Genomic DNA, 21,612 nt, shown 5'->3' on the forward strand with positions numbered 1-21,612 from the left:
GCCTCTTCTTCTGTATTACATGTGTCAATGTTCAGCAAATATCACATTGGTTATACCAGTGAATGCTCTTTCGCAATCCGATCCAGCAACACGTCGCAGCCCGCATCAAGCAGCCTGTACACTTCTTCAAAATTCCCCGTATAATACGGGTCTGGAACTTCACGAAGTGTCTCGTCCGGCAGCATATCCATCATCTTGATAATTTCTGCTTCTTCACCACCGGTAACACTTCTTACGTTAGCAGCGTTGGAATCGTCCATGCATATAATGTAATTAAACTGTACGAAATCTTCACTCTCAAATTGTCTTGCAGCCATATCAGCATAAGAAATTTGACGTGAATCAAGCAATTTCCGAGTCCCTTCATGCGGAGGTTTACCGACATGCCAGTCGCCTGTACCTGCCGAGTCCACTCGAATCTGCTGAGCCAGTCCTCTTTCATTCACTTTGTGGCGGAGGACAGCCTCAGCCATCGGAGATCGGCAAATATTGCCCAAACATACAAACAAAACGTTAATCATGTTATTCCCCCTTACTCAAGGTGCGGTTAAGTGGCGCTGTTGCTGTCTTAGGTTTCACACTCTCCGTTTGTACCAGAGAACGACGGGGCAGCTTCCATTTATAATGAACAGAGCACATCCGGAAAAACACAACTGCAGCGAAACATATTAACAGTCCAACGTTCGTTGTGAACCAGCCCATGCCTACGGCAAAACCAGCGATTATTGCCCAAACGGCATAGATTTCATCCCGCAGTACCAGTGGCTTCCTGCCTGCCAACAAATCACGAATGATCCCTCCGCCTATACCAGTCATCATTGCGGCAACAATCACCGCACTAATGGGATGTCCCATATTTGCCGCATATAACGCCCCTTGAATCGCAAATGCTGCAAGTCCGATCGCATCGAACAGCGCTTCTGTTCGCTTCCAGTGACCAATCCACTTAAGAGGTAATACAAACGCGATCGCTACAGATACTAAGGCAAGCATAATCAGCGCTCCCTGGCTCCACAGCATGGTTACAGGTACGCCAATGAGAACATTACGAATAACTCCGCCTCCAAATGCAGTCACGAGTCCCAACACCAGAACGCCCAAAATATCATATTCCTCTTCCATTGCCACGAAAGCACCAGACATTGCAAATGCAATGGTACCTATAATGCTGAATACTTCAAAAATATGCAAGTCCAACCCGTCCAAACCTCACTTTTCAAGTCATCTCCATGTTGCTCTACCCATTGTATCCGCGCAGGCTGAAATTGTGCAACCACATTTTGTGGATTATACTGGTTTTGTGAATCATATTTACATCAATTCATCACATTATTAGAAGTGATTTAGTTTCTTCATTGATCAGGAAGGATGAAATAGAATGACTAAGAAACGAGTTGTTATTTTTACGGGTGGAACCCTATCTCCTCAATTTCTGAAAGAAATCGGTAAGGATGACATCATTATTGCGGCCGACCGTGGAGCTTTATTTTTAATAGAACATGGGATTCAGCCGCATATTTCTGTAGGAGATTTTGATTCCATTACCGAACAGGAACGGGAGAGTGTACGAGATAACAGCGAACGGATAATCACCTGTGATCCTGTGCATAAGGATTTGACGGATACCGAGATGGCATTCGAAACAGCACTGGATTTTGAGCCTACTGACATTCTCTTGTTGGGCGCAACGGGTACACGCATGGATCATACACTGGCTAACGTACATATTATGGTCCGCGCTATGCAGCATCATATTTCCTGTACTCTGCAGGATGAACACAATTATATGATGCTAACGACCTCCGAAGCTTTCGTGGAGGACCGTGGATATGAGTACGTCTCCCTGCTCCCTCTCACCAATGAAGTTACAGGTATTACGCTGGAAGGTTTCATGTACCCGCTGGAGCAAGCCACCATACGTATGGGGCAATCTTTGGGGATTAGCAACAAACTGCTCGGAAAATCTGGCACCGTCTCGATCGATAGTGGGTTGTTACTCATTATTCAGAGCAAAGATTAAGCTTTAGCGCAGACTTATTACGTTTTTGTAACCTGTGATTTAGATCAAAAATAATCGCATAAAACAACAAATACCCTTGATATATCAAGGGTATTTTCTATGTTTATAACGTTCAAGATTCGTCAATGATTAATTTTTTGACATTTTTAATGGTATTTTAATAAACAAACCCAAACCGTTGCGGCTCTAAGGACGAACAGGTTCCATCCAATTTCTAGGCTGTTACAAAGCTGTTATACTCGCTCTAGCAACTAAACGAAAACGAATTTTGGAGGTACTCACATGAAAACAAACATCTTTGTCCAAAAGGCCGTAACCGTCGGGTTGTGCGCTACACTAGGTTTTGGAGCTGTATTAATGACTAATGCACCTGTTGCACAAGCAGCAAGCGCTTCTGTATCTACAGGACAACAAATCGTGAACTATGGTAAAACCTTTACAGGAACTCCATATAAATTTGGGGCGTCAACTTCTACAACCAAAAATTTTGACTGCTCTTCTTTTATGAAATACATCTTTAAAAAGTATGGTGTTGATTTGCCGCGTACATCCGTTAAGCAATCCCAAGAAGGCGTAGCTGTATCCAAAGCTAATCTGCAAGTGGGAGATCTGGTCTTCTTCTCCAGCGGCAGTCGTTCCACAGGGTCCAATATTACTCACGTAGGTGTATATGCAGGAGACGGAAAAGTTCTGCACACGTACGGATCGCCAGGTGTTACTCTTTCCGACTTAAACTCGGGAAACTGGAAAAAAACATATATTAAAGCTCGCCGCGTACTGTAGTTCACATTTCAGAAAAAACGAGCGATTGGAGCCGGATCTGATGATCCGGTCCTTTTATATTTACCCGATAAAGTTCTCTGTTCAAACAGGAGTAATGTGGAAAACAGAAATTGAGTTCGCCGCTACGACCCTTTTTTAATGAGAATGAAGCATATAGCCGATCCCTCGAACGGTATGAATTAATTTGACGCTCCTCCCCTTATCGACTTTCACCCGCAAATGTTTGATATACACATCCACCACATTGGTATCCATTGCAAAATCATACCCCCACACTTCCCTTAAAATAACGCTCCGGGCACATGCCTCGTTCACATGACGGGCCAGAAACTCCAGCAATTCGTATTCTTTCGGAGTCAATACCAGATATTCACCTGCACGACTTACACGACGTGAACGCAGATTGATCTTGAGATCATGGACAACGATGACTTCTTCATCTTCCTGTGCAGCATGTGAGAACACACGTAAAAGATTTCGTATTCTGGCCATCATCACATTACCATGAATAGGTGCTTCGATCACATCATTAGCGCCGTAATCGAGTAATTCCACAATTAATTCAGGCGATATCTTGGGAGTAATCACAAGTAATGGAGAGGTGACACCCATGTGTACCAAAGATTCCAGTCCACTCTTCAGGTTATCTTCATGACAGCCTTCATTTATTAATATGATCATATTGAGATTCGTTAGTGTCAGTTCAGATAGATCGTGCAGTTCTGTCCATTCCATTTGCTCGACTTGGTATCCTTCAGCACCCAATATGCCTTGAATAAAAGAAACCAGATCGCCCCTGCCAACCAGTAATATGGATGTTTTCATGTTTTCACCCGGCCTGTCTTATACGCTGCTACCTTGGTTAGTTTCAACTAACCTGGTCTCCACATACTTGTGACCACTGTGCATCGCAGCATTCTTGTATGTTTATCATGCCGTAAAATGAAAAAGTCCATTCCCAGAAGGAACGGACTCGAAGAATTCATTTGTTTTTATCTTTAACCAAAGTACCGGTGAACCAGCGTACGCGCCTCTGCCGTGTCTTTTGTTCCATGAACAAGGACGCGCCCATCCTGAAAAATGACCATCCTGTACGCTCCAGTTGTGAAAGAAACCAAAAATGGATTGGCCTCCACTTTGCCCTCATCCAGCTTGCCGAGGCGATCAGCCGTATGCTTCAAATCCAGTTTCATTCGCCGGGAAGGACGAATCTGTACTGTATCCCTGCCACATAATACATCTGTTTTCTCCAGGTTTGAGGCTGAGAGGTACGGATAATTTGCCTTTACTCCGCAGGAAGGACAATCTTCTTTTCTGGCACCGTCAACGTTAATGGATATATATTCATTTCTCCACACATCGAAAGATAGCAATTTTCGTCTAAGCGCATCTGAATTCCCACTAAGAAACTTCATCGCTTCAGCAGTCTGGTTCGCCGTAACCATCTGCACCGCCTGAGGGATAATGCCTGACGTATCACAGGTGTCCCCACCTAACGGAACCTCACCCAACAAACAGTTTAGACAAGGGGTTTCTCCAGGAAGAAATGTGTAAGTGATTCCATAACTGCCCACACATCCGCCATAAATCCAGGGAATGCGATACTTCTGAGACATGTCATTTATTAAAAGCCTGGTATCAAAATTATCTGTTGCATCCATGATTAAGTCTGCATTCTGAACCAATTCTTCCAGTTCATCCACTCTAACGTCCATCACTCTACCTACAACATCAACAGTAGAGTTAATCTCCGATAGGCGCTTCTTCGCTGCCATCGCTTTAGGCATTCGCTCAGTGGCGTCTTGCTCTGTATATAACTGTTGTCGCTGCAGGTTGCTCCACTCCACATAATCACGATCTGCGATGGTAATATGGCCAATTCCCGAACGCACCAGTGTTTCTGCAATCCCCGTGCCAAGCGCACCAGCTCCAACAATCAATACTCTGCTGTTACTCAATCGATGCTGACCTTCCTTACCGATAGGTGTGTACCGTTCCTGTCTGGAATAGCGGTCACCCTGCTCAGAGGATTGTGTCTGATTAGTCATGTATGAACCATTCCTTCCGCCGGACTACTCGCCGCTGCATAGCGCTTGACGGGAATCATGCCTGCCTCATAAGCCAGTCTGCCTGCTTCAACCCCCATTCGCATTGCTTTTGCCATCTTTACCGGGTCCCCAGATCCGGAGACTGCCGTATTCAACAATACACCGTCAGCTCCCAGCTCCATCGCATGAGCAGCGTCTTTTGGTGCACGAAGTCCTGCATCCACAATGACAGGAACGACGGCTTGTTCAATAATAATCTCCAGATTATAGGGATTAATAATTCCTCTCCCCGCCCCTATGGGCGAAGCCCCAGGCATAACGGCATGTACGCCGAGTAGTTGCAATCGTTTGGCCAGAATAACATCATCCGAGATATAAGGCAGTACCGTAAAGCCCTTTTCAAGCAAGATCTCGCAAGCTTTATAGGTTTCAATCGGGTCAGGAAGCAATGTGATTCCATCGCCGATGACTTCCACTTTTATCATATCACAAAGTCCTGAAGCCCGAGCTAATTCAGCGATTCGCACCGCCTCCTCTGCCGTTGAAGCACCCGCTGTATTAGGAAGCAGGGTATACTTTATCAAATCCAGTGTATCCAGAAAATGCTGTTTTTTGCGATCTTCCAGATTCAAACGCCGAACTGCAAACGTTAATACTTCCGTACCCGAGGCTTCAACTGCCTGGCTCTGCACTTCCAAATCCGAAAATTTGCCTGTACCCAGAAGTAACCTGGACTCAAACGTATAATTTCCAATCCTCAACATGGTTCAACCGCCTCCCACAAAATGTACAATTTCAATTCGATCTCCGTCCCTTAACGTTGTCGTTTCATGATATTCACGTGTTAAAATTTGCCGATTCAATTCAACCACCACAGTTTTCACTTGCAGATTAAACGAATGGAGTAATTTGTCCACACGATTTAAACGATCTTCTATATGCATGCTTTGTCCGTTGACAATGATATTCACTGCAATATCTCCTTTCGGTTTAACCGTTCAGGACTTAAGTCCTGAATTCCCAGCTCTTCCGAGGTTTTACCATTAATTAAGTCAGCTATTAAGCTGCCCGTGATCGCACTAAGCAGTATGCCATTACGATAGTGTCCAAAAGCAGCGAATAAACCCGGAACACTTTCACAAGCACCCACATAAGGCAACCCATCCGGAGTCGAAGGACGTACTCCCGCCCACGCTCGGATAAAATGCGCTTCCTTCATACCAGGCACCCAATTTGTCGCGGCTGAAAGCAGCTTCTGAATGCCTTGAACGGAGACCTTCATATCTGTTCTTCCAGGAAGACTTGTCGCACCAATCCACACTTCCCCATTTGCTTTGGGAACAATATATATATCCTCTGCATACACCGTTTTGTCAGGTCTGTAACCGACATGGTGGGGAGAGAACTGCACCGCTGCAATTTCACCCTTCACAGGCAAAACAGGTGAACCAAGGCCCACTTGTCTCATCAATTCTTCGCCTTGTAACCCTGTAGCGATAATGACATTTCTCGATGTCATTGTTCCAATTGAAGTCTCAATACCTTGCACTCCATTCATGTCCGTATGCAAACAGACATTCTGTACACCTTCCATCACTCTGGCACCCAGGGCCTGAGCCGATCTGACATAAGCCTGCGTTAGATTGACAGGAAGAACCTCGCTCTCGGAAGGTCTGTAATATGCGCCATACGTATCCCTGTTTAACCATGATGCTTCTTGTTGGACAGCCACTCGATCCCACCAGATATGTTCTGTAGGTAAGGAAGACGATCGGTTATACTTGTAACTGCTGACCTCACTGTATGAACGAAAAGGAGTAATAAATCCATGCTGTTGCAAACCCATTTCCACTCCGCTAAGCGAACGGATTCGCTCCTTCTGCTCGTGAAGTAATGCTCTGCTCTGCCGCGCAAGCTTCGCCATCACAGCATGCGTGAATTCCTCACTCTCCGCAGCAAGCATCCCGGCAGCTGCACAGGAAGTTCCCCCGCCTATTCTTGCACGCTCAACCAGAAAAACGTCGTGACCGCGGGTGGCGAGTTCACATGCAATGGCACTACCGATAACTCCTCCACCAACAATAATCGTTTCCGCATGAAGCTTGCCTCGAATCTCTGTTCCACCTTTACTCCTGAATACTGTTCCTGGATGATAACCTGAACGATTCCTGCTCCGGCTTCTTGCTTCCTCTCTCATGTTCTCATCTCCTTGGTTCGGCGTTCTCTGAATCCTTGATTGCCTGCCGCAATGAAGCGGCAGCCAGCTCTGGCTTACTGTTCATCCAAATGGTTGAGATTACCGCAGCGCCTTTGGCACCTGCAGTACGAATAGCCCCGATATTCTCCGGTCTAATCCCGCCAATCGCAATCACTGGAATCGAAACATTGGAGCATACTTCAGCCAACGCAATAAGTCCTCTAGGTTCGCAATTCGGTTTACAATTGGATTCGTATACATGCCCGTAAAAGAGATAATCCGCTCCACGTTCTTCTGCAACTTTCGCTTCTTTCAGAGAATGAACCGACATGCCTACACGAAGCCGGTTCAGTCGATTTAACTCAGCCAGATCATAGCCTTGAATAGCTGCTTGACCCCAATGCACACCACCCAACCACGCATGTTGAGCCAGCTGATCTAAGCCGTTCATAACGATTCGTTTAGATGGAACACCTTGTGTTTTTAGACTTTGCGCCCAATACATCTGCTGCTCTAGGGTCAGCTTTTTTTCCCGAATATGGATAAAATCGATCCATCGCCATACTTTCTTAGCCGTATCTAGAAAAGAGTAAATGTCTCCCTTACCTGGCGAAATAACATGCAGTTCAAATGATCGTGCTGCTACATGTTCATGGAAAATTGACGTCCTGTTCGCCCTCCTCTTACGTGCTTTAGGCTGATATAAAACAACAAAAAAGCCACTCCCGTAGGGGAGTGGCCACGAATTTAGAATTCATGATCAACTGAATGACTGTCGCATGCAATTACTCTATACATAACGCATAGCCAACTATAAAAACCATCCATAGTCGCAACGTAGTATACCTAGAAACCGCATGATTCATCTTGCAGGCAATATCGCAAAGTCAAAGATAACGCCCTTTGTCATTAGCTGAAACGCGCCACTTCCCTACGCTGGTATGATCCAGATCAGGTGCAAAGGGTCCGGAATCGCATTCTTCCATCTCAGCCGCATCGTGCGGCCCCCCTAGTGTTCATATGAAGCTGTAGCCTATGTTACCATAGACATCTTTTTTTGTCACCGTACATTTTCCATTTATTACGTTCTTTATCCATTGCTGAAGACAATGTACGAAATAGCTTATCTGGTATGAAGAAACTATTGTTTCTCGGACCACGCCTCAACATCCCACGTTTTGGTTACCCAGCCTTCATAAAATTCAGGTTCATGGGATACAAGCAGCACGGTACCCTTGAATTCTTGCAGGGCACGTTTCAACTCTGCTTTGGCCGTCACATCCAAATGGTTCGTAGGCTCATCGAACAAAATCCAGTTGCTTTCACGCATCAGAAGCTTACACAAACGAACCTTCGCTTGCTCTCCACCACTAAGCGCGTTAAGCGGACGGGTGATATGCTCATTTTTCAATCCACAACGTGCAAGATGGCCCCGGACTTCATTCTGTGTCAGATGAGAGAATTCATTCCAAACATCTTCGATCGGGGTAATATTACCTGCACGTACTTCCTGTTCAAAATAAGCGGTTTCCAGATAATCACCCAAGAAAGTCTTACCACTGAGGGGTGGAATTTTCCCCAAAATAGTCTTGAGCAGTGTTGATTTACCTACACCGTTACATCCAACAATGGCAATTTTCTCGCCACGCTCAATCGTCATCGTCATTTTGGGCAATAATGCATACGAATATCCAATCTCAAAATCAATACCCTCAAAGACCGTTTTACTGCTCGCTCGGGCATCCTTGAAATTAAACGTGGGTTTGGCTGCTTCGTCTGGACGATCAATCCGTTCAATCTTGCCGAGCTGCTTCTCACGGCTCTTGGCACGACCGGAAGTGGAAGCGCGGGCTTTGTTCCGCTGAATGAAATCTTCCTGCTTCTTGATATACTCCTGCTGTTTCTCATAAGCATCAATATGTTGGGCCTTATTCATGTCAGCCATTTCAAGGAATTTGTTATAGTTGGCTGCATAACGCGTCAACTTGGCAAATTCCAAATGATAAATAACGTTAACGACCTCATTCATAAACTCCGTATCATGAGAGATCAGAATAAACGCGTACGGGTAATCCTTCAGGTAGCGCGTCAGCCATTCAATGTGTTCCACATCGAGATAGTTCGTCGGCTCATCCAGAAGAAGAGCAGTGGGTTTCTCGAGTAAAAGCTTGGCAAGCAATACCTTTGTACGCTGACCACCACTAAGCGCAGCCACGTCACGATCCAGACCGATGGCGGACAAGCCAAGTCCATTCGCCATCTCTTCCACTTTCACATCAATCAGATAAAAATCACCTTGCTCCAATTGCTCCTGAATGTCACCCATTTCTTCCAGCAACAATTCGAGCTTGTCCGGATCGGCGTCTGCCATCTGATCCGTGATGGACATCATTTCTTTCTCTAACTCAAGCAAGGGCAGGAACGCATCCTTTAACACGTCACGAATCGTTTTTCCAGGCGTGAGCTTGGTATGCTGATCCAGATATCCATAACGAACTTTGGGGGTCCATTCGACCTTCCCTTCGTCCTTTAACAATTTCCCGGTAAGGATGTTCATCAGTGTGGACTTGCCCACACCATTTGCACCAACAAGGCCTACACGCTCTCCGGCAAGTAAACGAAAAGATACATTTTTAAATAACGTGCGGTCTCCAAAATTGTGACTCACGTTCTCTACTGACAATAAACTCATAAGATGAGGTTGCTCCTATCTATTAGACATTACTATCGTTCCGAAACCCTATTTTAGCACAGGTGTTGCCTTTTCTGAAAGTAATGTAAACATCGCATGCAACCTCGCTTTTATATTCTAAACAAACTGCCTTTAATTTGTGGAACAGTTATACTCAAAATAACCTTGCGCTGCCGCTTGTTTGGCATTTATAAATACTTCTTCGGCTCTGTAACCATTGCTACATGTGGAAGGGTAATAATATTTGATTCCACTCAACGGATCAACTCCGCCAACAATCGCTGTTTTCTTCACCAGTCTGCCACCACCAATGGCATAATTGTTAATCTTTTGGTTACCTACAGGTATTCCTTGGATAAAAGCCATAAGCCCCGTGTCATTAATCGAGTTGTACCAATCTTCCTGAGAAATCAAAGGCATGGTAAAGGTGTAGGAAACACCATTCCTTCTTGCAAACTCATTATGCCTGTTAATAACATCTGCCAAATCTTCCTGCACACTTGTCACGATCCGGCTTCGTCTGACCTGCTCAAACGTCTCGGAATTCTGAAGCAGAGGGATTTGCGTGCTGGAGGCCAATTCTTTCTGGAAACCCTCCACCCACTTGCCCAAGCCTGCATCATAGGCATAGACATACCCATCGAGTGTGAAGTTAATACTGCTACCATCTGAATCCGAATATGTATAGGGCTTTTTGGGACTCCAAACCTGTCGGAATGTATCTTCAAGGTTACCGGTCATTTCTGTTTCGTTCGCCAAAATATAGTAACCATCATAATCCAGCACGACCAATGCAGGAATGTAATTAAACATGGTTCGTATAGCAGCAGGGTCATCCTGAATCCCCATATTTAGTGCCATGGTTTGGGTAAATGTAGTCAAAGCAAGCTCTTTGTCCGCTTTAACAAATTTGGTTGAATCATACCCTGCTTCATCGTTTTGCTTCTCATTTTGATGCATCACCGCCCCTGCATCCAGTACAGCAGTCTGAAGTGCCATCTTATATCGATTGCTTAAATATTGAGCCTCTTGGGCATTGTTTGTATTGTGAGATATAACCCAAAATATAGGTAAAAAGATAAGCACAAACACAATGGAAAGATCAGTAATCTTCATTGAGCACCATACCTCCATATGTGGTAAACACCGCTGCAGCCTGCGCAGACCTGTTCAACCACTCACGAATCAGCATGGCAGGTGTACGATTGGTATTTTTGACGGTTACTGTGAAGAAATCCCCCATTGCCAGTGTATATCTACGCCCTGGATCGTCTGAAGCCAGCAAATCAGAAGAAGGAAACAGCTTTGCTTTAATCTGAGCTGAATAATAGCCATCCTGCACAGTTTCATAGGTTCCTGAGAATGTGCTCTGATCCATCGGATCTGAGTAATGAGGTACATACTTTTTATGCAAGTGCTCCATGGCAATTTCATAGGCGTTACCCGTTCGAGCCATCTGCTCTTCGAACTCTGCATACATGCCGGGCGAAATATATCCCTTTGTTCTGACCGCATCAACAAAACGTGTAACCGTCTGAACAACGGTCATTCGTGCCATGTCATCCTGTCGATCCGCAGTCTCTGCTGCCGGGTATACATAAAGCAAAATCACTGCCAGCAAAACTGCTAGCAGCTTGGATGCGGCATTAATCAAGGTGTACTGGCCTCCTTCCAAAATGCAATCTTCAGCAGTTCACCAGCCTCACTTCTTATGAACTCAGGTCTATACGAAGCACTAATCAGGACAGGTATGGTTGCTTTTCTGTTTACAAGGGGATCAATGACGTATGCATTCCCATCTACCTCTACGCTGACCGTTGTCCCTGTCATTTGCCTCACAGTGTGTAAGACCTCAGCACCACTATAACGGGTTGGTTCACTGATGCGTAAAGTAGTAGTCAGCCGCCCTTCCATCTCTGTTGTCGCCTGCACCATGTGACTCAGAGCGTCTGATAGAACCCTAACATTTTGCTGCCCGTACAGGCAGGCTGTCACAAAAAGGACAACCGCCGTACAGAACAACATGAGCTGCTGTGTATTCTGGGACATCTTAGACCAACTCCTGTCAGGATTGCTGGAAAATAAGCCCTCTTACCACATTGGATCTATCTTTTACAATAATTGCTTTGAATTTACCGCTTGGATTGACATACTGATTATCTTTTTCACTCATGGTTTGATTAATAATGCCGACTTTATCATCTGGAGAAATCACTGAACCATAATCCGCATTATTGAGATCCTGGGAAATGTTTAACTGATTACCGTACCATTGTCCTCCTTTATTTTTACCTGTAATAACTTGAATACCGAACTGATCCTTGTCCGCATATTTACGCAACGCGTTCGTAACCTGTGATCCGCTAATGGTAGTTCCGTCATAAACCGTAAATGCAGCTTGGGATAACTCGGTCTGAATATCCGCAAAATTGTTTTGTGCCGTTTTGGTCGCCTCCTGAGCCGAAATAAACAACAGAACCACAATCGTAATCAGGGCGATGGTCAAAAAGATGCCTGCTGCCACCTTTAAAGCGCTTGATGCATTGTTCATGATAAATCCTCCTAAATATATTGTTTTTAATTTATTTCAGACTGTGACGTACATGATCGTTACAGTTTCTGAATCTGTTCATAATAAATGTTCATTTGCAGGAAACTCATACCTACCAACGGAATGACCAGATAGAGGAAGATCAGGGCATACATCGGTGTAAATCCGATCATTCTTCCCCAGGATGCTTTGACATCAATCATCTTGGTATATTCCTGCTTGCGTTGTTCAAAATAAAAGGCCATCATGCTATCCAAATCGTCAAAAGCTTCCCGAATTGAAATTTTCCCAAGTGCAAGTTGCAGTTTCTCCACCAGACGCTGAAATTCAGGCAAACCTGCATCCTCTTTTAATTGTTCAAGTGCATGCTCGGGCCCATGTTCAAAATGCAACAAACATTTTTGCAGTGGCCTTTTGAAAATGACTGCAAAGCGATTGAGCCATTCCAACATCTCCTCGACAGACATACGGTCCATTTCCCGCAAGATCGAGATCACCGTCTGAAATTGATAGATTTCATGTTTCATGTCCATACTGCGCATCTTGCGCTGGAACAGCATGAGCCAGATCGGCATGTGATAACCCGCTATACCTATCATCATCGCAATAATTAGCTCCCACCAGTGGAGGTACTGCTTGTTGTATACCTCCAGCTTCTGCAGGATGCGCGCAACGGTTTCCGTCTGAGCATCATGTTCCAGTTGCACGGGATTCATAGACTGCAATGCAATGGAGACTTCATCAAAAGTTGCTCCACGCTTCATTTCGATTTTTTCAAGTACCGCTTGATCCAAGTTTGTCTTTTCCGTAGCCTGCTTCAATTCCGCCTCTCCCATCGCGCCAAACATCCGGTCATCTCTCACAGGATCATGTAAGATATGATTTCGTTCAACCTGATGCAGCAGAAAGACGCAGCCAATGGTCAGGACAAAACAGCTTGCAAATAACATCAGCCTTCGTATTGCAAGCCATTCATATTTCAGTTCCGAACTGCTTTCCCGCATTAGTCTTACGGTTTGACTGTAGTTGGTACTACCAGGTTTGGCCGCGAACAACATCGCGACTTTACGGATGAATGTCTGCTTGTATAAGAACTGATCGATCCTGGAGTGTTTGCGCCCAGTCCGATATCGGGTTTCATCATATTGCTGCAGTCTTTGCAAAAGAAGGTAGGAAAGGATAATAATAACATAGATTGAAATTTTGGTTACAAACCCGATTTTGCTGCGATAGAATTCATCCATAGTTGGAAAACTTCCTCTGGCCCAGCGTTCGATTGGAGCGGTGAATAGAACGGGGGCGAGGGCAATGATATTTAACCCTTTTAACAGATAGTCCAATTTGTCCCGCCGTAAAATCTCCAGATGAATTTCCTGCGTCAGATTCCCCAGACCTTTCAAGTAAATCGAACCCTGTGCTCTGTCTTTATCCCCGAACTCCATCACCATATATGAAATACCGGCAAAACCTTTAAGAAAACGATTAGGTGCAATCTCATAGTAACGTTCCAAAGCTTCGTTCGGGTCCGGCGAAGTCAATGCTTCATAGATCAACAGCACTTGCTCCGCAGCCTCTCCTTTACCTGCTTCCGCTGCTTCATACAGTGCTTCCTCTACCATTCCATGCTGATGATACCGATGCCTCACGTCGGCAAACAGATCCAGCATCTGTACCAACAGTCGTTTCTCCATACGATTCAGACACATATCCAGTACAAGACTGTTCAGAACTACAGCGCAGAGTACAGACAATATGACAAAAGCGATACCCGGCTGCATAAGGAACAGGATTACACTGATGCTCCCGTATCCTCCGAAAATGATTAGAACCACACTCATGGTTATTCGTCTTAATGATGGTTCGTCGCCAACGTGGCGGAATGAGATTCGTTTCTGTACTAGTAAAATATAAGCAGAGAGCAGCGGCACTTTCATACCCCAGCGATAAGACTGTAGCAGGAACGATCCCCACCGCAGCGTACGATTTCCGTTCAGTGTAGCGATCCCTATGGATTTACTAGCAGTATCACCTCCTCTATGACGTAACAGTTTCAGTACAAGTAGCGTGATTACCAGACCACCTGCACATATCGCCAGCACCAAAAGAAGAACTAACTTAACGGTCATAGATATCACCCCAATGTTGCTTGATGAACTGTTCGAACAGCGCAGCGTCCTGTAGTGTCATCTGATCCCGCATATCTGTGATACTGCCCATTGAGATTGGAGCTGTGACTACGTAATTGCCATCCCTGTACTCGACTACATTGCGAAACGTAAAACCCGCCCGTTCTTCCACACTGTCTCCTTTATTCGCACGTGGCAGACATTCTGTGATTCGTTCTATATATCTTCGTCCCTCAGCATCCTTCTTCATATGTACATCGAAATTAATGACACTAACTACTTGCTCCTCAGCAATATGTTCATGCTGGAACATACCTGTTTTGAGCAGTGAATTGCGGAGGGAGAAGACCAGATCACGAAACGTTTTGGCATGATGGGTAAACAGGGTGAACAGACTGGCAACCTGGGACATCTGAATCATCCAGGCGGCTACTTCGTCACTTGCAACCTCACCTAGAATGTTAACAGTACCATCCGTCTTTTTCTGTAAATCCAGTCCCTGTTGACCTGAAATGTGCTCCGTCTCTCGGAAGCTTAGAATGTTACGCCGACTGTAGATACGCCGTAGCTGCAGCTCGAAAGCCATCTCCTGTACACGCAGCGTATAGGAAGCATAAATATGCTTCACCATTGCCATAAGCAGCGTCGTTTTACCCGACCCTTGCGCTCCAGTTACAGCTGTTATTCGACTGCCTTTCATCAAATATTGCAGCAAAGTAATTGGCAGATCTGCGTTGTTTCCGGTAATCAGCTGCTCCAGTGAAGCATTGGGAATATCGAATTTCCGGACAAAGAATGCCCATGATTCGGCAAAGGGAGGCCGGACAACAACGACACGTGATCCGTCCTTCATCTCGTTCACTTTGTACCCATTCGCTTCCGAAAGCTGTCCCGGATAGTTGTATTTATAAATATTTTGACATACCCTCTTCAGTTCACGGATACTGCCAAATGACAGGAAGGACAGATGAATAGACTTACCTTTATAGAAGATCCAGACACTTTCCATTCCGCTAAGTGGTTCTTGGAGGGGAGCGTCTTCAAGTCCATCCTCCAACAGATCGTTCCACGAAGCTGGCTGTCGTAGCCCCATATCCTGAACCGCATCCAGCATGCCGCTAACACCACCACTAACGCCGTCAATCCGTTGATCCCTTATTTCATCAACAACCGAGAAGCCTTTGTAGTGCTGGTAGATGCGCTGAACGATGATATCCGTTTTTTCTCTGAATCCAAGCTCTCTATACTCACACTCAAACACATATCGGATGTCCTCTTCGGAGATATAATAACTCCCTCCGTCATCTGCATTTTCATCCAGCCTCAGTCTGCCAAGGTCATATGTATCAATCATGCGCGACAAGGCATCGACACCGAATTGCTGCCGGTATAGATAAAACACGATTTCGAATTGATCCTGAATCGTCAGCAACTCCGTGTCTCCAAAATAAATGACCTCATCAATATTTGACTTATTCAGTCCGATGCTGCGAGTAAGCAGATCACCGATCAAATTTTTGACATACGTTTTGTCACTGATGCTTCCTGATACACAACCTTTAAGAGCCTTGCGCATCTCGGCACGCTGATTGATTCTTCGGCGATATTCTTCTTCATGCAACCCTGCATCTGCAAGTTGACTATGACTAAGCTCATGAAGCGAGTTCTTTACTTTCTCTGTCAGCACTTCAATCGTGAAGGATTCTCGCTCAGGAGCACGGTTATTCTTTTCACGATGGGAAGCACTATATTTGAACCAAACATATGCAAGACATAACAGCAAAATTAATATTAACCATAGGGAATTCCAGAGCATCGGAGGTTCAGGCTCCCCTTTCCAACCTCTTTAGTACGGTACGCATTCCTGCGCCGTCCATAATGAGGCGAGCGAGTTCAGCCATACTTGCGGCAAAGCTCCCTTTACGAATGTCTTTATGGTTGCTAAGACCTTCCAATTGCAAGTACGCGGCCGCATCACGACGATTGAAGGCATCCAGAAATCCGGTGGTATACGGCAACACCGATATCGAACCCTTGTATCGAAAACGCCGACGAATATTGGTAATGGTTGCGCGTGAATGTGGATCATACTTATTCAGTACGACATGCAGCTTCTGATCACTCATACTCTCAGGTCTGATTTTTTCAAAAAAGTGCTCCAGGTCCCTCATATTTTGATTCAGGTTTACCACAACATAGTCAGCTTGATCCAGCAGAATATGGGCACTTGTGCCTGCGCGGTCTGCATCCAGCAGAACGAGATCATAGTATTCATTGGCTACATCCAGCAGCCTTTTTAATGTCTCCACATGCTCTTGTGAGGTACGCTCCATCCTGTTAATTCTGCCAGTCAACAAATCCAGACGGTCTTTAAGGAGTGGCTTCGTATAATCCCTCAAATTATGCTTGTTCAGGCTCCCGCTTATATGCAGCCGTTCCACAGCATCCCATCCCCCCTCCTCAAATGTGAATACTGAACCCATGTCCTCTATTTCTTGGGGTGGAAGGGCGGCTTCTGTGCTGCTCCCGACAGGACCAGTATTTACAAGCAGAATTCTTGTCCTATATTGAAGTGCCATTGCATAGGCGCCGATTAACGTACTTGAGGTGCTGCCTGTTCCTGCATAAGGACTCCAAAACGTAATGGTGCTCATGCTCTCATCCTCTCTGCTTCTTTCATGGCCCGGCGACTCTGGACATTTTCCCATCCGGTCAACTGCTCCACTAATCTGCATAGCGATTTTTTATAGTTCCGTGACAATGGCCCCAGGCGAATTCGACGATGGTGCTCGTTTTCCAGTTTGACTGCCGCAGTCAGTTCATCCCAAGGCAACATTAGCGATTCACCTGTCCATACAAACGGACTACCTTCCAGATATGCCCACAAATATCGAGCTTCCAGTTTGCAATCAACAGCATTAATCAAGATGCGCTGAAACGGAAGTTCTGCTGGCAGAGACTGTTCTTCAAGTAACCGCTTAAGCCAGCCTTTGCCCCGTTCCAGATTGTAGCGTTCATAATCGCTGACCCAGACACGGATATCTGCCGTGAGCCATAGATCACGTGATGCAAAATGGGATGTTTCCATGTCGTAAAGGACGTAATCATAGGTCTCCAATTTCTCGCCACTCGCTTCAAGATGGCTCTCAACCGCTGTTGAAGTTACGAATTGACAGGCGATATCAAAACCTTCAAACTCTGTAATGCGCAGAGATTGCTGGCTTTCCCCAACGCCGTATCCATATTTCTGCTGTAATGTTCCGTCAACGAGCAAGACACGTTTACCGGAGGCTGCCAGTATTTTGCAAAGGTACAGCATCAGATCATTCTTCTCACATAGCCCGGCAAAAATCCATGTTTGCATAGCTATCAAAGCCTCCTTAAAGTTCCAATACTCACTGTTATATGAATTATTAATCGATTTCCCTGCACATTTTACTCCCCGCCCGTCAGCAAGCTCTTCTGCTCATCCGCACTCGAAGCTGACGCTGAACCATTTTCGCTCCCATTGCCTGTCGTTCCTGCGTTGCCCGAACCATCATTCCAGATGACACCATCCGCAGACGAAGAGTTATTCGCTCCAGGACGGTTATTGTAAGAGACAGAGGATTGTGCAACATCCTGCTCCACGCCTTGGGATGGCGCTGACATGGATGCGGCGAGTGAGCTTTCTAGCGAACTCCTTACTTGCCGAGCTAACTCCACTTCAGCCCGACGCACAAGATTAGGATCACTCTCCAACAGTTTTAACACTTCATTGTTGGCAGGGTATGTCGGGATTGCTGGAGTCTGGAACTGTGGTTCTACATAGGTTAAGGCATAGATTGAAGCTTTATGTAAATAGGCATCTACAATTGCACTTGAAAGGGACAGGATTTCCTCCTCTGTCATCGTAATCCATAGGGTAGCTGCATTTAATCTTTCGACTTTCTTTTTGGACAGGAGAATGTAGTCTTGACCCGTTGGAAACTGAATACGAATATCAATGTTATCTCCTTTGACGAGTGAAGATGGCAATAAAACGACCTGTAGTTCACGGTTTCTTAAATCCGGCGGTGCCGGGCTATCCTCGTACACCATTTCAGTCGTAATGGCTGTTCCTTTTTTTAATTCTATTTTTGCCACTTGACCTTCCATCTGCTTGGAGCTGGACCACAAATTCCTTGGTGCCTGTGCATCCGGAACTGCAATGAGTTTGATATCCTCAGGCAATATCGGCTCCCCTGCTTCAACATCCCGTACGGTCACCCATCCCTGTGCCCCTGAGTTCCACTGTTGCATCAATTCAGCTTCTTTTTGTTCATAAGCTGACGAGTAACGGGCCTCCACTTCAGACCTCGTATCACTCATGGTTTTGACATTGTAAATGACATATGCCCCAAACAATAGACCAATCGCTCCCGCTCCCGTCAGTCCAGCATAGATCAGTTGACGGCTTTGTTTTCTTATTTTAGACAAAAGAGGCTCTCCTTTCGCAATCTCTTCTAATCATGTACTCTTTTTCTTGCAAAAAATGAACGTTTCTTGGGAAGCTGCCCCATCATATGAGTCAGAATATGAGCAAAAACCTTATCCATCTGCGGTTCGCGATCAAAGGGATCAATATGTAAGGGCAGACCGTAGACACTGGAAGTGTCCAATGTTTTGCGTATGCGCTGAACGGCATCAGTAGATGCAAGCGGCAGGCAGTAGATCCATTTGTCTCTTGGGTACCGGTTGTGAGTACGGACAAAAGATCCAATCTCAGCCTGTCTCCATTCAGCACCGGAACCTATAACAATGGGCAGATCGGCTCTGAGAAACTCTTCGAGACGGTTCTGGTCCTGACCACTGCCCAAATCCATTATAATGAACTGATAGCTACCACCTAGCAAAGACAGGATGTCTGCGCGTCCTGATTGTTTCCAGTAGTGCACACCATCCACTGCAAACTGTCTGCCTGCTGGCACGGGTTTACCGGCATGCGCCACTTGTTGAATTCGTGCAAACGATTGAGAACGTGGCGACATCTCGATTATGGCCACTTTGAAGTTCTGCCGCTCCAGATAGTGACTGATGGCTATGGCCGTATGCGTAACCCCAACTCCGGATGATGCGCCCGTCAAAGCAATTACTCTTGTCCCTCCGCTTATCGTCACCGTCGTTTCTGAACCACCAGCCGCTATTCCCGGTCTGCGCAGCAGTTCTTTACGAACTTCATCAGCAGATTGAAAGCGCTCATTCGGATTCAGTCGCAGCAACCTTCTCGCAACAGGAATATAGGTACGTGGAACATCACTGCGAATGGAACTTTCTACTCCCTGAATCCATTCCGTATAAGCTCCACATGTCATGAGATAGAGCAACAATGCTCCAAGCCCATACAGATCAGAACGCGCGTCCGTCTGTCCCGAACCATATTGCTCCGGTGCAGCGAAGCCGGCCGTCCCCAATTTAACCGTATCATCGACGCTTTGTGCTTTATAACTCCGTGCTATCCCAAAATCAATCAGTCTGACCTCATGTTCCGGTGTAATCATAATGTTGGATGGTTTTAAATCCCGATAGATGACGGGTGGGTCCAGACTGTGCAAATAACTTAGTACATCCAGCAGCTGAAGCACAAACTCCGTCATATGTTCAAGCGGAATCTTCCCGCGACATTGCTTGAAATAGTCACTGAGAGTCAATCCCTCAATGTATTCCATCACAAGATACGTATACCCGTGCTCATCCGGGACAAAAAAATCTACAATTTGCGGCAATCTGGGATGCCGCAGAGAGGTCAGGAGAGCAGCTTCCGACTCCATACTGCCCTCGTATGGCAATGCCGTCACGCTTTCTTTGATCGCCCAGGTTTTGCCTGGCAACTTCAAATCCTCTGCTTCATATACATGGCTCATTCCACCCGAACCGAGAATGGACACGATACGGTATCTTGCTCCCAGCAGGCTTCCACGCTCGAGCCTGGCCGGATGTCTCATATAGACTCCTCCTTGTTATGCATAACAAAAAAGGGAAAGCTTCACCGAAGCGGAACAGACCGGATATCCGGACTCGTTCACTTCGGGATGCTTTCCCTCAACTTGTTATGGTTAATATTGGTATCATTATAGTATAGGCAATTAGGTATTGTAAAGCATAAAATTTAATGCCATTAATGACTTAATACTTAATCATATATAACGTGATTTCTTCACGGTTGTGAAACAACTGTTTGGAGCGTTGAATCTGCATCCGTGAGCGCTCAAATGTGTCGATGACTTCTTTAATCAACGCAAGCGGCTTTTTATGCAGTAACTTCACTGTCACAACCGCTGTTCCTCCCGACTGGAGGCTGTATAACAGGTCCGATATCAGACGGCTCATTAGCTTGGGACTCCAGCTCATGTCACATACGAGCAGATCAAATTCCCCTTCGCGGAAGCGTACATCACCTGCATTTTTTTTCAAAAAGGTCAGCTTGGGCGATTCCAACAGAGTCGCATCCATCTTGGCCGGATCAACAGCTGTAACTTCGAGCCCGCGCTCAAGCAGGAAAGAGGTCCAACCACCAGGTGCAGCACCAATATCCAGTGCTTTGTGGAAAGAAGTAAAGTCGATACCAAACGTCTGCTCCGCTTCAAGCAATTTGAATTTGGCCCGCGAAATTTGCCCCTCTTCCTTCTGAAAACGAACGGCTCCACCACTCCAGTCCGACAGATTTTGATCAGGTCTGGAGACGCCGGCATATAACATGTCATTTGCAACGAAGACAGATATAACATGATCCGCATCACGGACAACCCACTCACAGCCAAGGTCATCCAGCTTCTCGGTCAACAGTTGTTTCAAAGAAACAGCGTTCTCCTGCCAGAAGGACCCTTCGGTTTTACGAACTTGTAATGTAACTTTAGTACCTGTTAACTCGGTATGATTCAGTACAAATGAAATCAATTTTTCCATCGCTTGCGCTGAATCTTCGGTATTTTCCTGAAATTGAACAGGTTGAATATGACGTAAAAACGTCGGGTTCTCTTGCAACAGCTTAATTGCTACCTCTTCTTCCGCGATCGGAAGACCGGCCAGCAGAATTTCACCCGGTACGAGTACCGTGCTCTTGACTGCACCAAACGTGCGGCGCAATTCCTCTTGAGCATATGGCGCAAAACCATGGTTAGCTGTGCAAATAAAACGGGAAAAGTCTCCTTCACCCCAAGATGACTGTGTACTCAAA

The 21,612-nt window shown here is 45.7% G+C and carries 22 protein-coding genes and 1 riboswitch; of the genes, 2 read left to right on the forward strand and 20 right to left on the reverse strand.

What is annotated here, in order from left to right:
* Positions 1-50: 50 nt before the first annotated feature.
* Both P5G61_RS18145 and P5G61_RS18150 read right to left on the reverse strand, forming a co-directional pair.
* Positions 51-521, reverse strand: a complete 471-nt coding sequence (locus tag P5G61_RS18145; protein WP_024630361.1) for a low molecular weight protein-tyrosine-phosphatase — start codon at positions 519-521, stop codon at positions 51-53.
* 1 nt (position 522) lies between these two features.
* Positions 523-1,191, reverse strand: a complete 669-nt coding sequence (locus P5G61_RS18150) for a trimeric intracellular cation channel family protein (RefSeq protein ID WP_024630362.1) — start codon at positions 1,189-1,191, stop codon at positions 523-525.
* Positions 1,192-1,378: 187 nt separating this feature from the next.
* On the opposite strand from P5G61_RS18150, the gene P5G61_RS18155 reads away from it, so the two are divergent.
* Both P5G61_RS18155 and P5G61_RS18160 read left to right on the forward strand, forming a co-directional pair.
* The gene (locus tag P5G61_RS18155; protein WP_301247786.1) at positions 1,379-2,020 is read left to right on the forward strand and encodes a thiamine diphosphokinase; all 642 of its coding nucleotides are present in this window, start codon (positions 1,379-1,381) and stop codon (positions 2,018-2,020) included.
* 282 nt (positions 2,021-2,302) lie between these two features.
* Complete coding sequence (locus P5G61_RS18160; RefSeq protein ID WP_053780904.1) at positions 2,303-2,803, forward strand: C40 family peptidase; 501 nt, start codon at positions 2,303-2,305, stop codon at positions 2,801-2,803.
* Positions 2,804-2,938: 135 nt separating this feature from the next.
* On the opposite strand, the gene P5G61_RS18165 is transcribed toward P5G61_RS18160, so the two are convergent.
* The 18 genes from P5G61_RS18165 to P5G61_RS18250 all read right to left on the reverse strand — a co-directional run bounded on the left by P5G61_RS18165 (position 2,939) and on the right by P5G61_RS18250 (position 21,611).
* On the reverse strand, positions 2,939-3,628 hold the full coding sequence (locus P5G61_RS18165) for a response regulator transcription factor (RefSeq protein ID WP_301247787.1): 690 nt from the start codon (positions 3,626-3,628) through the stop codon (positions 2,939-2,941).
* A gap of 173 nt (positions 3,629-3,801) precedes the next feature.
* The gene (locus P5G61_RS18170) at positions 3,802-4,851 is read right to left on the reverse strand and encodes a MoeB/ThiF family adenylyltransferase (RefSeq protein ID WP_301247788.1); all 1,050 of its coding nucleotides are present in this window, start codon (positions 4,849-4,851) and stop codon (positions 3,802-3,804) included.
* Positions 4,848-5,615, reverse strand: a complete 768-nt coding sequence (locus tag P5G61_RS18175; protein ID WP_301247789.1) for a thiazole synthase — start codon at positions 5,613-5,615, stop codon at positions 4,848-4,850. The genes P5G61_RS18170 and P5G61_RS18175 overlap by 4 nt, the downstream gene beginning before the upstream one ends.
* A gap of 3 nt (positions 5,616-5,618) precedes the next feature.
* Positions 5,619-5,822 carry a sulfur carrier protein ThiS gene (gene thiS / locus P5G61_RS18180; RefSeq protein ID WP_079349231.1) on the reverse strand — a complete coding sequence of 68 codons (204 nt, stop codon included), beginning with the start codon at positions 5,820-5,822 and terminating at the stop codon, positions 5,619-5,621.
* Positions 5,819-7,048: a glycine oxidase ThiO gene (gene thiO, locus P5G61_RS18185; RefSeq protein ID WP_301247790.1), complete on the reverse strand. Its 1,230-nt coding sequence runs from the start codon at positions 7,046-7,048 to the stop codon at positions 5,819-5,821. The genes thiS and thiO overlap by 4 nt, the downstream gene beginning before the upstream one ends.
* A gap of 4 nt (positions 7,049-7,052) precedes the next feature.
* On the reverse strand, positions 7,053-7,802 hold the full coding sequence (locus P5G61_RS18190; protein WP_363325752.1) for a thiamine phosphate synthase: 750 nt from the start codon (positions 7,800-7,802) through the stop codon (positions 7,053-7,055).
* A 157-nt stretch (positions 7,803-7,959) separates the two neighbouring features.
* A riboswitch (TPP riboswitch) is annotated at positions 7,960-8,069 on the reverse strand.
* A 120-nt stretch (positions 8,070-8,189) separates the two neighbouring features.
* Positions 8,190-9,740: an ABC-F family ATP-binding cassette domain-containing protein gene (locus P5G61_RS18195; protein WP_024630371.1), complete on the reverse strand. Its 1,551-nt coding sequence runs from the start codon at positions 9,738-9,740 to the stop codon at positions 8,190-8,192.
* Between the two features lie 132 nt (positions 9,741-9,872).
* A complete protein-coding gene (locus tag P5G61_RS18200) occupies positions 9,873-10,856 on the reverse strand; it encodes a hypothetical protein (RefSeq protein WP_301247791.1) in 984 nt (327 codons plus the stop codon).
* Complete coding sequence (locus P5G61_RS18205) at positions 10,843-11,394, reverse strand: hypothetical protein (RefSeq protein ID WP_301247792.1); 552 nt, start codon at positions 11,392-11,394, stop codon at positions 10,843-10,845. The genes P5G61_RS18200 and P5G61_RS18205 overlap by 14 nt, the downstream gene beginning before the upstream one ends.
* Positions 11,391-11,789 carry a hypothetical protein gene (locus P5G61_RS18210; protein WP_301247793.1) on the reverse strand — a complete coding sequence of 133 codons (399 nt, stop codon included), beginning with the start codon at positions 11,787-11,789 and terminating at the stop codon, positions 11,391-11,393. Before P5G61_RS18210 ends, P5G61_RS18205 begins: the two co-directional genes overlap by 4 nt.
* A gap of 16 nt (positions 11,790-11,805) precedes the next feature.
* Positions 11,806-12,291, reverse strand: a complete 486-nt coding sequence (locus P5G61_RS18215) for a hypothetical protein (RefSeq protein WP_063562843.1) — start codon at positions 12,289-12,291, stop codon at positions 11,806-11,808.
* A 59-nt stretch (positions 12,292-12,350) separates the two neighbouring features.
* Positions 12,351-14,417, reverse strand: a complete 2,067-nt coding sequence (locus P5G61_RS18220; protein WP_301247794.1) for a hypothetical protein — start codon at positions 14,415-14,417, stop codon at positions 12,351-12,353.
* Positions 14,407-16,233: an ATPase, T2SS/T4P/T4SS family gene (locus tag P5G61_RS18225; RefSeq protein WP_301247795.1), complete on the reverse strand. Its 1,827-nt coding sequence runs from the start codon at positions 16,231-16,233 to the stop codon at positions 14,407-14,409. Before P5G61_RS18225 ends, P5G61_RS18220 begins: the two co-directional genes overlap by 11 nt.
* Positions 16,234-16,240: 7 nt before the next feature.
* Positions 16,241-17,071 carry a CpaE/TadZ family protein gene (locus tag P5G61_RS18230; protein ID WP_301247796.1) on the reverse strand — a complete coding sequence of 277 codons (831 nt, stop codon included), beginning with the start codon at positions 17,069-17,071 and terminating at the stop codon, positions 16,241-16,243.
* Positions 17,068-17,781: a hypothetical protein gene (locus P5G61_RS18235; protein ID WP_285080094.1), complete on the reverse strand. Its 714-nt coding sequence runs from the start codon at positions 17,779-17,781 to the stop codon at positions 17,068-17,070. Before P5G61_RS18235 ends, P5G61_RS18230 begins: the two co-directional genes overlap by 4 nt.
* Positions 17,782-17,852: 71 nt before the next feature.
* Entirely contained in the window at positions 17,853-18,875 is a 1,023-nt protein-coding gene (locus P5G61_RS18240) for an SAF domain-containing protein (RefSeq protein WP_301247797.1), read from the reverse strand.
* Between the two features lie 26 nt (positions 18,876-18,901).
* Positions 18,902-20,380 (reverse strand): serine/threonine protein kinase, encoded by a 1,479-nt coding sequence (locus tag P5G61_RS18245; protein WP_301247798.1) that lies wholly within the window; start codon positions 20,378-20,380, stop codon positions 18,902-18,904.
* Positions 20,381-20,561: 181 nt separating this feature from the next.
* On the reverse strand, positions 20,562-21,611 hold the full coding sequence (locus P5G61_RS18250; protein ID WP_024630382.1) for an SAM-dependent methyltransferase: 1,050 nt from the start codon (positions 21,609-21,611) through the stop codon (positions 20,562-20,564).
* Position 21,612: the final 1 nt, after the last annotated feature.

Source organism: Paenibacillus vandeheii (genome assembly GCF_030433635.1).
Lineage (GTDB): Bacteria > Bacillota > Bacilli > Paenibacillales > Paenibacillaceae > Paenibacillus > Paenibacillus vandeheii.